Annotated in this window: 13 protein-coding genes; 8 read left to right on the plus strand and 5 right to left on the minus strand. The window is 60.2% G+C overall.

What is annotated here, in order from left to right; all coding sequences use genetic code 11:
- Positions 1-213 precede the first annotated feature (213 nt).
- The 6 genes from C7534_RS14560 (at position 214) to C7534_RS14585 (ending at position 7,043) form a co-directional block, all read left to right on the plus strand.
- A complete protein-coding gene (locus C7534_RS14560; RefSeq protein WP_109786173.1) occupies positions 214-498 on the plus strand; it encodes a hypothetical protein in 285 nt (94 codons plus the stop codon).
- A 284-nt stretch (positions 499-782) separates the two neighbouring features.
- On the plus strand, positions 783-3,503 hold the full coding sequence (mgtA, locus tag C7534_RS14565; protein WP_109786174.1) for a magnesium-translocating P-type ATPase: 2,721 nt from the start codon (positions 783-785) through the stop codon (positions 3,501-3,503).
- A gap of 201 nt (positions 3,504-3,704) precedes the next feature.
- Positions 3,705-5,360 (plus strand): Na/Pi cotransporter family protein, encoded by a 1,656-nt coding sequence (locus C7534_RS14570; RefSeq protein ID WP_109786175.1) that lies wholly within the window; start codon positions 3,705-3,707, stop codon positions 5,358-5,360.
- Positions 5,348-5,701: a DUF2493 domain-containing protein gene (locus tag C7534_RS14575; RefSeq protein WP_109786176.1), complete on the plus strand. Its 354-nt coding sequence runs from the start codon at positions 5,348-5,350 to the stop codon at positions 5,699-5,701. The genes C7534_RS14570 and C7534_RS14575 overlap by 13 nt, the downstream gene beginning before the upstream one ends.
- A 184-nt stretch (positions 5,702-5,885) precedes the next feature.
- The gene (locus tag C7534_RS14580) at positions 5,886-6,638 is read left to right on the plus strand and encodes a hypothetical protein (protein WP_109786177.1); all 753 of its coding nucleotides are present in this window, start codon (positions 5,886-5,888) and stop codon (positions 6,636-6,638) included.
- Between the two features lie 87 nt (positions 6,639-6,725).
- Positions 6,726-7,043 carry a DUF2388 domain-containing protein gene (locus tag C7534_RS14585; protein ID WP_109786178.1) on the plus strand — a complete coding sequence of 106 codons (318 nt, stop codon included), beginning with the start codon at positions 6,726-6,728 and terminating at the stop codon, positions 7,041-7,043.
- A gap of 56 nt (positions 7,044-7,099) precedes the next feature.
- Here C7534_RS14585 and C7534_RS14590 read toward each other — a convergent pair whose 3' ends face one another.
- Together C7534_RS14590 and C7534_RS14595 are read right to left on the minus strand one after the other, a co-directional pair.
- Positions 7,100-8,029 carry a pyridoxal-phosphate dependent enzyme gene (locus tag C7534_RS14590; protein ID WP_109786179.1) on the minus strand — a complete coding sequence of 310 codons (930 nt, stop codon included), beginning with the start codon at positions 8,027-8,029 and terminating at the stop codon, positions 7,100-7,102.
- A gap of 65 nt (positions 8,030-8,094) precedes the next feature.
- Positions 8,095-8,886, minus strand: a complete 792-nt coding sequence (locus C7534_RS14595) for an SDR family NAD(P)-dependent oxidoreductase (RefSeq protein ID WP_109786180.1) — start codon at positions 8,884-8,886, stop codon at positions 8,095-8,097.
- A 124-nt stretch (positions 8,887-9,010) separates the two neighbouring features.
- Between C7534_RS14595 and C7534_RS14600 the strand changes: the two genes are divergently transcribed.
- Together C7534_RS14600 and C7534_RS14605 are read left to right on the plus strand one after the other, a co-directional pair.
- The gene (locus C7534_RS14600; RefSeq protein ID WP_109786181.1) at positions 9,011-9,958 is read left to right on the plus strand and encodes a GlxA family transcriptional regulator; all 948 of its coding nucleotides are present in this window, start codon (positions 9,011-9,013) and stop codon (positions 9,956-9,958) included.
- A gap of 52 nt (positions 9,959-10,010) precedes the next feature.
- A complete protein-coding gene (locus tag C7534_RS14605) occupies positions 10,011-10,670 on the plus strand; it encodes a methyltransferase family protein (protein ID WP_109786258.1) in 660 nt (219 codons plus the stop codon).
- A 46-nt stretch (positions 10,671-10,716) separates the two neighbouring features.
- Here the strand turns inward: C7534_RS14605 and C7534_RS14610 are convergent, their stop codons facing one another.
- The 3 genes from C7534_RS14610 to C7534_RS14620 form a co-directional block, all read right to left on the minus strand.
- On the minus strand, positions 10,717-11,385 hold the full coding sequence (locus tag C7534_RS14610) for an HAD-IA family hydrolase (protein ID WP_109786182.1): 669 nt from the start codon (positions 11,383-11,385) through the stop codon (positions 10,717-10,719).
- 91 nt (positions 11,386-11,476) lie between these two features.
- Entirely contained in the window at positions 11,477-11,884 is a 408-nt protein-coding gene (locus C7534_RS14615; RefSeq protein ID WP_077431996.1) for a response regulator, read from the minus strand.
- 235 nt (positions 11,885-12,119) lie between these two features.
- Positions 12,120-12,389, minus strand: coding sequence for a pentapeptide MXKDX repeat protein (locus C7534_RS14620; protein WP_109786183.1), 270 nt, complete (start codon positions 12,387-12,389; stop codon positions 12,120-12,122).
- Between the last annotated feature and the right edge of the window lie 6 nt (positions 12,390-12,395).

A 12,395-nucleotide genomic window follows, 5' to 3' on the forward strand; every position in this document is an offset into this window, starting at 1 on the left:
TGCCCGGGCCTTCGACGAAGGCCTTTTTTCAACTCACAAAAGAATCCAATGGACACAGTATCTAGTCGCTGTCGGGTTACTGCAAAACTGCAGAATCTGGCACACAACCCAGAAAATGACGGGGCTCGACTTTTCGGTCGGGTGAGCTGCGCTAGAGCTTGATGCTCCACCGTAACTTGCCTCACCGGCGTCAGTCCGGTCCAGAGGCATGTTATGAACTTCAACACCACTGTAATGCCCGGCGTACGCGCCTTTGCTTTGACCATGCGGGTCAAGCCCTGCCGTGAGCGCACCACCGCAAACCGCGCCATTGCGCCCTATTGCGCACCTTCTTCCCAAGCCAAGGCACACCCGCGTGCCAACTGGCGCGTCTGCCCGATGACCGGTCGGCTCGTGCAGCGCTGGAGCCTGGACGACAACCAGGAACCACCGAGTCGGCGCTACGTGCGCCGCTCCCCCCGGCTGAATCCGAGCCTCGGGGCCCGCTCCGCCCATTGATTTGAAGGCACTTTAAAGTCCTTCTTCTAACGGTTTTCTTATCATGAAAACCGGCAGCTTCTTATTGCCTTTTAAAACTTTAGTTAATCGGAGTTAGTTATGGACGAAGCCAGTAGACGGTTCGCTGCCTATCACTTCCCTATTGATAGCCAGCGAACGTTAAAACAAAAAAACAACACTTCTGACATCGATCGCTTGTTTGCGGCTCGACATACGTTCGCTCGCCTCTAGTTCGGCGAGTTGGCTGTGTGTCGTGCCGCAAGACAGCGGCAGGAGCACACGCAATGACCACAGTAAAAACTCCGAAGACCCGCACCCAAGGTGCCAGCAACGACAACGCAAAGCTGTCGATGCGCGCTGCACGAGAAGCCCAGAACGGCCTGGCCGTAACCCTCGCCAACCTCAACGCAACCACTGACGGCCTGACCGAGCTGGAAGCCGAAGGGCGGCTGGCACGCGGGGGCTACAACGAAGTGGCCCACGACAAGCCGCCCCACGCCCTCGTCCAACTGCTCAAAGCCCTGAACAATCCCTTCATCTATGTATTGCTGACCCTGGCCGGCATCAGTTTTTTCACCGACTACTGGCTGCCAATCAGCCAGGGTGAAAGCGACGAAGCCGACCTGACCAAGGTCATTATCATCATGACCATGGTCACCTTGAGCAGCCTGTTGCGCTTCTGGCAGGAATACCGCTCCGCTAAATCCGCCGAAACCCTGAAAGCCATGGTACGCACCACCGCGACTGTGCTGCGGCGCGGGCAACGCGGCAGCCGTGCGACGCTGCGCGAAGTGCCGATGCGCGAGTTGGTGGCCGGCGACATTGTGCAACTCAGCGCCGGTGACATGATCCCGGCAGACATCCGCCTGATCGAATCACGCGACCTGTTCATCAGCCAGGCCGTGCTCACCGGTGAAGCCTTGCCGGTGGAGAAATACGACACGCTGGGCAACGTCGCGCAGAAATGCGCGACCGGCAACGCTGCCGATCAGTCGAACCTGCTGGACCTGCCGAACATCTGCTTCATGGGCACTAACGTGGTCAGCGGCACCGCCAAAGCCGTGGTGGTCGCGACCGGTTCGCGCACCTATTTCGGCTCGCTGGCCAAAGCCATTGTCGGTTCACGGGTACAAACGGCGTTCGACCGAGGGGTGAGCAGCGTCAGCTGGCTGCTGATCCGCTTCATGCTGGTGATGGTGCCGATCGTGTTCCTGCTCAACGGTTTTTCCAAGGGCGACTGGAGCGACGCGTTGCTGTTTGCATTGGCCGTCGCGGTCGGCCTGACCCCGGAAATGCTGCCGATGATTGTCAGCGCCAACCTGGCCAAAGGCGCCATGGCCATGGCCAAGCGCAAGGTGGTGGTCAAGCGCCTCAACGCGATCCAGAACCTCGGTTCAATGGACGTGCTGTGCACGGACAAGACCGGCACCCTGACCCAGGACAAGATCATCCTTGAGCACCACGTCGACAGCCACGGCCGGCGCGACGATGCGATCCTGGAACTGGCGTGGCTCAACAGCCATCACCAGAGCGGTCTGAAAAACCTGATGGACCAGGCGGTGGTGCAGTTCGCCAACGGCAACCCGAAGTTCCGTGTGCCATTCGCCTACAGCAAGGTCGATGAGTTGCCGTTCGACTTCGTCCGCCGGCGCCTGTCGATCGTCGTCAAGGACAGCCACGACGATCATTTGATGGTGTGCAAGGGTGCGGTCGAGGAGATGCTGAGCATTTCCAGCCACCTGCATGAAAACGGCGCGGTGGTCGCACTCGACGAACAACGTCGCAAAGACCTGTTGAGCCTGGCCAACGAATACAACGAGGACGGTTTCCGCGTATTGCTGGTCGCCACCCGCGAGATTCCCAAGGCGCAGAGCAAAAACCAGTACACCACTCAGGACGAACATGGTCTGGTGATTCGCGGCTTCCTGACCTTCCTCGATCCACCGAAGGAAACCGCTGGCCCGGCGATTGCGGCACTGCGGGACATGGGCGTGACCGTCAAGGTGCTGACCGGCGACAACGCCGTGGTGACGTGCAAGATCTGCCGCGAAGTCGGTCTGGAGCCTGGCACCCCGCTGCTCGGTCACGACATCGAGACCATGGACGACACCACCCTCAAGTTGCGCGTCGAAGAACGCACGGTGTTTGCCAAGTTGACGCCGCTGCAAAAGTCGCGGGTGCTCAAGGCGCTGCAATCGAACGGTCACACCGTGGGCTTCCTCGGCGACGGCATCAACGATGCCCCTGCCCTGCGTGATGCCGATGTCGGTATTTCGGTGGACAGCGGCACTGACATCGCCAAGGAATCGGCCGACATCATTCTGTTGGAAAAGAGCCTGATGGTGCTCGAAGAAGGCGTGCTCAAAGGCCGCGAAACCTTCGGCAACATCATGAAGTACCTGAACATGACCGCCAGTTCCAACTTCGGCAACGTGTTCTCGGTACTGGTGGCCAGTGCGTTCATTCCGTTCTTGCCGATGCTGTCGATTCATCTGCTGCTGCAAAACCTCATGTACGACATCTCTCAGTTGGCGCTGCCGTGGGACAAGATGGACAAGGAGTTCCTGAGCAAACCACGCAAGTGGGACGCGAAGAACATCGGCCGTTTCATGCTGTGGATCGGGCCGACCTCGTCGGTGTTCGACATCACCACGTTTGCGCTGATGTGGTACGTGTTCGCCGCCAATAGCGTGGAGATGCAGGGCCTGTTCCAGTCCGGCTGGTTCATCGAAGGGCTGCTGTCCCAGACGCTGGTGGTGCACATGTTGCGCACGCAGAAGATTCCGTTCTTCCAGAGCACGGCCGCATTGCCGGTGATCCTGATGACCGGACTGGTGATGGTGCTGGGCATCTACATTCCGTTTTCGCCACTGGGCACGCTGGTCGGTTTGCAGCCGTTGCCATGGGCGTACTTCCCTTGGCTGGTGGGCACCTTGCTCAGCTACTGCGTCTTCGCGCAGGTCATGAAAACGATCTACATCCGCCGCTTCAAGCAGTGGTTCTGATCGCCTGAACACCCTGTAGTGAGAGGCCTTTCCCACAGGGATTGAACAGCACAATCCCTGTGGGAGCGGGCTTGCCCGCGATAGCGATTTGTCAGTCGACATCAATGTTGGCTGACCCGCCCTCATCGCGGGCAAGCCCGCTCCCACAGGTTTTCCGTTCGGGCCTTCAATAAATGAAACAGCAAAAAAGGGAGAGTCCTGATGTCGGGAACGACTCTACTGATCAACCTCGCAGGCGCCATCGCACTGTTACTGTGGGGCACTCACATGATTTCTTCGGCGTTGCTGCGTGGCTTTGGCTCGCCGCTGCGCCAATGGCTGGGGCAAAACCTGAGCAACCGCTGGATGGCGTTGCTGTCGGGGATCGGCATCACCGGCCTTCTGCAAAGCAGCACCGCGGTCAGCCTGATGGCAACGTCGTTTACGGCGGCCGGCACCCTCGCGCTGGCCCCGGCGCTGGCGGTGATGCTGGGCGCCAATATCGGTTCGACCCTGGTGGTGCAACTGCTCAGCCTCGACGTGTCGATACTCACGCCACTGGCGTTGCTGACGGGGTTGATCGTTTTTCGCCTGCGCGATGACTCACGCTATGAAAGCGTCGGCTGTGCGCTGATCGGCCTTGGGTTGATGCTGCTGGCCCTGCACATGCTCGGCTCGACCCTGGCGCACGTCGAAAGCACGCCGGTCTTCCAAGTGATGATGCAAAGCCTCGACGGCGACGTGCTGATTGCCTTGCTGGTGGCGCTGATTCTCACCTGGCTCTGCCATTCAAGCGTCGCGGTGGTGTTGTTGATCGTCTCGCTGGCGGCGACCGGCATGCTGTCGGCCACCACGCTGGTAGCGTTGGTGATGGGTGTGAACATTGGCGGTGCGTTGCCGCCCGTAATCAACGCCGGATCGAGCGTCGGTCGACGCCTGCCGCTGGGCAATCTGCTCGTGCGGCTGCTGGGTGCGCTGGCGGTGTTGCCGTTTGCCGGTTTGCTGGCCGAGACGAATCTGAACCCGTCGACGCTGGTCGTGGTCGTGCACAGCGGTTTTAACGTGCTGCTGGCGCTGGTATTCATCGGCCTGACCGACGTACTCGCCAACGCCCTGACCCGGCTGCTGCCGGAACCGGTGCGGGATGTCGACCCCGGGATGCCGCACTACCTCGATGAAGCCGGCCTGGAAGTGGCCAACATCGGCCTGTCCAACGCCGCCCGCGAAGCGCTGCGCATGGCCGATATGTTCTCGGCGATGCTCGGGCGCCTGTTGCAGCTGTTCCACACATCGGCGCCGACCGGTGTCGACGAGGTGCGATGCATCGATCAATCCCTGGACTTGCTCAGTGCGGCGATTCGCGCCTACCTGGCCGACATCGGCAAAGAAGGCATCAGTGACGGCGACGCCGATCGCGCCCAGGAAATCCTGTTGTTCGTGATCAACCTCGAACACGCGGCGGACATTCTTTCCAGCAGCCTCGCGCAGTTGGCCATGCGCCGGGTGCGCCGTGGGGAACAGTTCACCGCATTCGAACTGTCCAGCATTGCCCCGTTGCACGATGCGTTGATGGAGAGCCTGAGCCTGGCGATCACCGTGTTTTTGCGCGAAGACATCACCACCGCGCATCAACTGATCAAGCGCAAGGACGCCGTGAGGCAACTCGAAGCACAGGCCAGCCGCGAGCACTTTCGCAATTTGCAGGAGGACAAAAACACCTGGGCCGAATCCGGCGACATCTTCCAGCGCGTGCTGCGCGATTACCGTCGCGTGCACCACCACATCGCCGCCCTCGCCTATCCGCTGCTCGAACGCGCCGGTGAGCGGGCCATCGAGAATAACGACTTGGCGAAGGACACCCCGACATGCGCCTGCTGATCTGCGCGGGGCGCCATTACGCCGACACCCGCCAGTGCCGACGGGTACTCGACGCCTTTCAACGCGTGCACCCCGTGCGTGTGTTGATTCATGGCGGCAACCAGCACCTGGGCGGTGTCATCGAAGAGTGGGCACGGGAACAGGGCATCGACATCGTGCGCTACCCGCCCAACTGGCAACGCCACGGCAAGTCCGCGGAACGCGTGCGCAACCGCTTCATGTTGCTCGACAGCCGAGCGGACGTGGTGATCGCCCTGCCCGGCGGCGGAGACACCGAAGAACTGATCATCCAGGCCGGTTTGGCAGGCCTGCAAACCTTATCGGTCGCTTCCTCGCTGTAGCAGCTGTCGAGCTTGCGAGGCTGCGTCCGGCGGCGCAGCCGTCGTAAACCCTGCGCACATTTTTTCCTGACACGCCGCATTCCCTGATTTCACGACGGCGGCGCCACCGGACGCAGCCTCGCAGGCTCGACAGCTGCTTCAGGGCTGATCTGTTCATTCCAACGAAATTATCGAGATAAACCTCATGCAAAAATTCACCTCCTTTGTACGCGATCTCCCGCCAGCCCAAGGCCGGTCACTGCGGCGCAATCTGTTGTTTGTCGGGATCACCCTGAGTGTGCTCGGGTGCCTGACGATGATCTCTCACGCCAACGCCGCCGGTGGCGCTTATGTGGTGGACGACGCCGGGATCAATGCGCCCGGTGAATGCAACATCGACGCCTGGTACCAGAACGGTCGGCACACGTCTTCCGGCACGAGTACCTTGTCGCAGGACTGTACGTTCAAATCACTGCCCACCGTGCAGTTCGGCGCGGTGTTGCAGCACAGCCACGATGACGCGCAAACGCAGGTGAGCCCGCAGTTCAAGGCTCAATTATTCGCCAGCGAAAACCTGGGTCTTGAATGGGCGCTGGCGGGCTCGGCGCACGTTGCCTTGAATCGGGCGCACACCTTCGACGGCGGCGAACTGAACCTGCCACTCACCTACCAACCGTTCGAAACGCTGCGCCTGAACCTCAATGCCGGCTGGGCTCACGCTTATGACGACGGCGAGCAAAACCATCGCTGGACCTGGGGCACCGGCGTTGAATACGACGTGGCCCGCGCCCTCACGCTGATCGCCGAACGCTTCGGCCAGCAAGGCGCGCAGCAGGCGTGGCAGGCTGGGCCGAGGTTTCATGTGGGCGAGCGCCTCGACATCGATCTGGTGGCGGGACGCAACTTGACGGGGGAACGTGACCAGTGGCTGACCACGGGAGCAACGCTGCGGTTTTGAACGATATCGCGTGACAAAGGAACTCCTGGCGATCGCCAGGCATCCTAAACTATGAGGTACATCCCAATTGCTTCAGAGGACACTGTCATGCGCCGTCTGATTATCATCTCCTCCCTGATGTTGTGTTTACCCTTCGGCTCGGCTATGGCCAAAGTGGATGCGGAAGATGTAGCCACTTCGGCCGGGGTATCTGCCTCGCTGTATTCGACCTTCAAGGACCACAAACTCATGATTCCTGCCAGGGATGATGCCTCCAGCTTCGTTGCCAGTGGCGGTGCAATTCGCGGTGTTTATCTGGAGTCGGTGCTGAAGAGAATCCGCCAGGACAATCCCGGTCTGAACGCCAGTGACGAAGACCTGGCTCGCGCCATCCTGATTCAGGAAGGCGATGCTGCCGGCCAATGAAGTGAAGGCCAATAAATAGTGGTGGGGCTTGCGACAGCTGGATAGCGTTTGCAGCCCTACTTCGCTTTCCCGGTGGACAAACGCGCCCATCCGGCCACTAACTGCGCACTGATACTTACCCCGCCGCACACCACAATGACCACATCGTGCGCATCTGCGATGGCGCTATGGTTCAGGTATGCCACCGCCAATGACACACCACAGGCCGGTTCCACTAACTGGCGCAGATCACTGGCGAATCGAACCACGCCCATGATGGCGTTCTCATCGCTGAGCACCACGCACTGGTGAGGGAAATCGCGCAGGTGTTGCACTGGCCAGGCTGCGACTTGTGCCGCGCCCAGCGATGTCGCCACGGTATCGATACGCGGCAATCGAACCGGATGCCCAACCTTCATGGCGGCCGCGAACGAGGCCGCCCCCTCGGTTTCGCAAGCAACGATCCGACAGTCCGTGCGGCCATGGCGAATCAGCCCCGTGAGGATTCCCGCCAGCAAACCACCGCCGCCCACCGACGTCACCATCACATCAACCTGAGGACACACCTCAAGCACCTCATCGACCAGGGTGCTGTACCCCTCCCACAACAGCGGGTGATCGAAAGCCGGCACGTATTCGGTGTCCGCATCCTGCGACAGTTCTTTGGCCCGTTGATTGGCCTCGTCCCAGACCTTGCCGTAAACAATCACCTCGGCACCGGTTTTCTTGATCCGGTTGCGGGTCGATTCAGGGGTGGTGTGCGGCACGACAATGCAGGCGCTCAGTCCGAGGCTGGCAGCAGCAACAGCGGTGGCAAAACCGGCATTGCCGCCCGAAGGACAAACGACTCGACGCTTGCCCTGGGCCTTGGCTTGACTGCACAGAAGCCCCATGCCACGCAGCTTGAAGGAACCGCTGGGTTGCAGGTTTTCCATCTTGAGCCAGATCCGCCGGGTCGGCGTCGACAGCCCCGGGTGCAAGATCAACGGTGTCCGGATGTGCAGCATCGCGGGTCTCCCAAAGGTGAACCCTACTTATCCAAGCTTAGTTCACCCAGCCCGCCGCCCCCCTTTTAGCGATAACGCGGTGCGGCGCTGGCGTTGCCAAACAGCCCCGAAAGGGTCTGGCGCTGCGCTTCGTAACGGTCCCATTGTTCGCCGTCGTGCAGACTCGGGATGGTCACCACTTCGCCTTTCGCCAGGCCCGCCAGTGCGGCGTCGACCATGTCGGGCGCCGACATCACGATCTCTTGCGGCAGGTTTTCCACCGGGTTGCCCGCCTCACTCCAGAAGTCGGTAGCCGTCGCGCCAGGCAATACCGCCTGAACACGAATGCCCTTATCCGCCAGCTCGCGGTGCATTGATTGGCTCAGGCCCAGCACAAAGGCCTTGGTCGCGCCATACACGCCGTTGAGGATTTCCGGCGCGATGGCCACGATCGATGAGATGTTGATCACGGTGCCCGTGCCACGGGCGACAAAGCCAGGCACCACCGCATAGGCCAGCCGCATCAGCGCAGTGACGTTGAGGGTGATCATGTCTTCCATCTCGTCGACCGGACTGCCCAACAACGGCATCACCGCGCCAACGCCGGCGTTGTTCACCAACAGGGTGATGCTGGCGTCATTGCGCAGAATCTCCTCGACCCGCAGCACATCGGCTTTGACTTTCAGATCAGCGGCGACCACTTCCACCGCGTGCCCGGTTTCGTTGCTCAGGTGGTTCGCCAGCGCGTTCAGTTTGCTCTGGCTGCGGGCGACCAGAATCAGGTCGTAACCCTGCCGGGCGAGACGGTCGGCATACACCGCGCCGATGCCCGAAGAAGCGCCAGTGATCAGTGCGGTGCCTTTGGATGAGAGAGCCATGTCGGATTTCCTTCACAGTGAGGCGATCAGTTCGCCGGGTGTGAACCGTTATAAAGGGTCTTACACTTGTCTCAAATGACGTTTAAAGTACGTTTTTCGGACATATTCATTTGAGGGTCCTGCGATGACTGCCGTGGCATTTGTGGTGTTCGAGGGTTTCCAGTCCATGGCGCTGGCGGCCATGCCGGTGTTCGAGTACGCCAACTTCAGCGCCGGTGAGCCGCTGTATGAGGTCAGTGTGATCTCGCAGGACGGCAGCACGTTGCGCGCCTCCGGAGGCTTGAACGTCGGGACCCAGGCGTTCGATGAGCGAGTCTTCGACACCGTCATCGTGGTGGGCGGCGATACCATCGTCGAACAGGCACCCGAAGGTGTATTGACCTGGCTGCGCAACCGGGTGAACACCACCAGGCGCATGGCGTCGATTTGTTCAGGGGCATTCGTGCTGGCCCAGGCCGGTTTGCTCGATGGACGACGGGCCACCACTCACTGGGCCTATGCCCGGGAGCTGCAAGCGCGATTTCCGTTGATCAAAGTGGAAGAAGACCGCATCTACGTGGTTGACGGCTCGATCTGGAGCTCGGCCGGCATGACCGCCGGCATCGACCTGGCGCTGGCCATGGTCGAGAAGGATCACGGCGCCGAACTGGCGCGCTCTGTGGCGCAGAAACTGGTGATGTATCAGCGCCGCGCGGGGGGGCAGTCCCAGCATTCGGCACTGCTGGAACTGGAACCGAAATCCGACCGGATTCAAACCGTTCTCGGCTATGCCCGCGAACACCTGGCCTCGCCTCTGTCGGTGGAGCAACTGGCAGACGTGGCGCGCTTGAGCCCTCGACAATTCAGCCGCAGTTTTCGCGCCGAGACCGGGCAGACGCCGGCCAAGGCCATCGAAAACCTGCGCCTGGAGGCGGCACGGCAGATGCTTGAACGCGGGCGTCTGAGTCTTGATCAAATCGCCACCGAGGCCGGTTTCACTGACCGTCGCCGCATGCGTGAAGCCTTTCTTCGGGCATTCGGCCAACCGCCGCAGGTCATTCGGCGCAATGCCAGGTCCGAGTTGAACGCGTGAGCAGCCCCCGGCCTCTAAACTGAATGGGGCAATGGCTCATCACGAGGTGCTCATGAAAATTTCGCCCAGGCTGGCATTCTTCGCCATCGCCGGCACCCTTGCCTACCTCGGTCTCGCGGTGTGGGGCATGGGCGGGTTGGCCGCGTTTTTCGCCCATGCGCCATTGGTGGTGGTTGCCTTGGCGACCTTGGTGATGACCGTGGCTTCGCTGTTCACCGAGGTCAATCTGAGTTCCGGTGAACGAGAGGACCGCGCCAATCGCTGGGTGCTTCCGGCGTTCGGGGTGATCGGGATACTCAGCGGCTTTTTGCCGGCGTACACCGACCGAATCGATTACTGGACCTTCGGCGGTGAAGGCCTGCGCTGGATCGGCGCGTTGCTGTTCATCGTCGGCGGCGCCCTGCGGTTGTGGCCCGTGTTTGTGCTGGGCAATCGATTCAGCGGGTTGGTGGCGATTCAACCGGGGCATACGCTGGTCACCGACGGGATTTATCGTAGTCTGCGCAACCCCAGTTACTTGGGGATGCTGGTCATCGCCTTGGGTTGGGCGCTGGCGTTTCGTTCAGGTGTCGGCCTGCTGTTGGCCGCATTGACGGTGATTCCGCTGATTGCCCGGATTCACGCGGAAGAGGCGTTGTTGAGGGCACAGTTTGGCCACGAATATGAGGCGTATTGCGCCCACACCTGGCGCTTGGTTCCCGGTGTGTACTAGTCACTGCGCAGCTCCATTGCAGGAGCGAGCAGGCTCACTCCTACAATTAGATTTGGTTGAGGCGCAGAGAGTGGTCGGGATCGACCGCTGCGGTGACTGACTGATAGCTGGCCAATGTCGCATGCGCCGTCTGAATCGGATGTGCGTGCGTCTCGGTGATGATCACCAAATCAGCCCCGGCCGCTTCTGCCGCCCGTATCCCCACGCTGGCATCTTCGAAGATCAGGCATTCCGTCACCTCGACATCCAGCCGTTTCGCCGCCAATCGATAACCCGCCGGATCGGGTTTACCGGCGCTGACATCCTCCGCAGTCACCATCACGTCAGGTACGGGAATCCCCGCGGCCGCGATCCGGCGCAAGGCCAGCGCTCGGGGTGCGGAGGTCACGATTGCCCATTGATTGGCCGGCAAGGATTGCAGGAATGCCGCCGCGCCGCGGACCTCAACAATTCCCTCCACGTCCTCGATTTCCGCCTCGGTAATCCACGCCGCTTCCGCCTGCGCATCGACGCCCGGCAATCCCTGGCGATTGATGGTGTCGATAGCGCGGACGCCGTGAATGGTCGGCAGGAAAGACTCGACATCCACCCCGTGGCGCAAGGCCCAGATCGTCCAGATCCGCTCGGCGGCAGCGATAGAGTTAAGAACAGTGCCGTCCATATCGAACAGGAAAGCGCGGTAAGGCGTGTTGAATACGGATGGATGAGCAGACAAGGATAAGCTTCCTCTCGCAAGTGGCCAGGCAGGTAGTACCAGGCAATGTAGCATTTACCAGCGAGACGGGCTCATGCGGCGCAGTAACGTTTCAGCCAGCAGGCTTGGACTTCAAGGCACCGTCGACACAGTCCAGCAATTGACCGATCGCCCAGGGTTTTTTAATGAACGAGACCGAATGTTTTACGCCTGAGCTTTGCGGGGTTTCGAAGCCGGACATGATCATGATCGGCTTGTCAGGCCAGCGGTCGCCGAACTGATTGGCCAGGTCAGCGCCATTGAGGGTGCCCGGCATGGTGATATCGGTGAGCAACAGGCAAACGTCATTCGCATGCTGCTCCAGATACATCGAAGCGGCATCTGCACTGATTTGAGGCTCGACCACAAACCCTTCGTCCTGAAGAATTTCGCAAAGAAACTCCAGGATCAGCGGATCGTCCTCGACCACAAGAATCAACCCACCCGAAGGTTTCGCGTCGACCGTCGATACTGGTCCCATGACATTGCCACTCCCTGAATGCATCTATGATTTCGCGAGCTAAATGCGCTACCTATCAAGTATGAGCAGCCAGCTCGGCGGAAATTCATTTTTGATACACCGGGGTGACGAAATCAGGCGTCCTGCAAAATCAGAGCAGCGCCCTTCTCTGCCATCAACGCCCTTGTTTGTAGTGATGTCATGCCCTGCACGAACCTGTGGGAACAAGCGCCCACAGGGATCGAGAGGAACTGGATTACTGAGAAGTAGCGTCCTTCTTCATCGCATCTTTGCTCATGCTGTCCTTGGACATTGCATCCTTGGACATGCTGTCTTTCTTCATCGTGTCCTTGGCCATCGCGTCCTTTTTCATCGCTGAATCTTTTTTCATCGTGTCTTTGGATATGGCATCTTTGGACATCGAGTCCTTGCTCATGGTGTCGTTGCTCATGGTGTCAGCAGCGAATACAGAGGCGGTACCTACGGCCAGGCACATGGACAGTACGGCGGTGGCTAACTTTTTCATGATGAA

The sequence above is a fragment of the Pseudomonas sp. OV226 genome, from assembly GCF_003148705.1.
In the GTDB taxonomy this organism is placed as follows: domain Bacteria; phylum Pseudomonadota; class Gammaproteobacteria; order Pseudomonadales; family Pseudomonadaceae; genus Aquipseudomonas.

What these genes read in the sequence shown, in the direction of transcription:
- C7534_RS14570 (WP_109786175.1), top strand. Translation starts at nt 3,705, where the DNA reads ATGTCGGGAACGACTCTACTGATCAACCTCGCAGGCGCCATCGCACTG.
- C7534_RS14620 (WP_109786183.1), bottom strand. Translation starts at nt 12,389, where the DNA reads ATGAAAAAGTTAGCCACCGCCGTACTGTCCATGTGCCTGGCCGTAGGT.
- C7534_RS14590 (WP_109786179.1), bottom strand. Translation starts at nt 8,029, where the DNA reads ATGCTGCACATCCGGACACCGTTGATCTTGCACCCGGGGCTGTCGACG.
- C7534_RS14585 (WP_109786178.1), top strand. Translation starts at nt 6,726, where the DNA reads ATGCGCCGTCTGATTATCATCTCCTCCCTGATGTTGTGTTTACCCTTC.
- C7534_RS14560 (WP_109786173.1), top strand. Translation starts at nt 214, where the DNA reads ATGAACTTCAACACCACTGTAATGCCCGGCGTACGCGCCTTTGCTTTG.
- C7534_RS14605 (WP_109786258.1), top strand. Translation starts at nt 10,011, where the DNA reads ATGAAAATTTCGCCCAGGCTGGCATTCTTCGCCATCGCCGGCACCCTT.
- C7534_RS14595 (WP_109786180.1), bottom strand. Translation starts at nt 8,886, where the DNA reads ATGGCTCTCTCATCCAAAGGCACCGCACTGATCACTGGCGCTTCTTCG.
- C7534_RS14615 (WP_077431996.1), bottom strand. Translation starts at nt 11,884, where the DNA reads ATGGGACCAGTATCGACGGTCGACGCGAAACCTTCGGGTGGGTTGATT.
- C7534_RS14575 (WP_109786176.1), top strand. Translation starts at nt 5,348, where the DNA reads ATGCGCCTGCTGATCTGCGCGGGGCGCCATTACGCCGACACCCGCCAG.
- C7534_RS14600 (WP_109786181.1), top strand. Translation starts at nt 9,011, where the DNA reads ATGACTGCCGTGGCATTTGTGGTGTTCGAGGGTTTCCAGTCCATGGCG.
- mgtA (WP_109786174.1), top strand. Translation starts at nt 783, where the DNA reads ATGACCACAGTAAAAACTCCGAAGACCCGCACCCAAGGTGCCAGCAAC.
- C7534_RS14580 (WP_109786177.1), top strand. Translation starts at nt 5,886, where the DNA reads ATGCAAAAATTCACCTCCTTTGTACGCGATCTCCCGCCAGCCCAAGGC.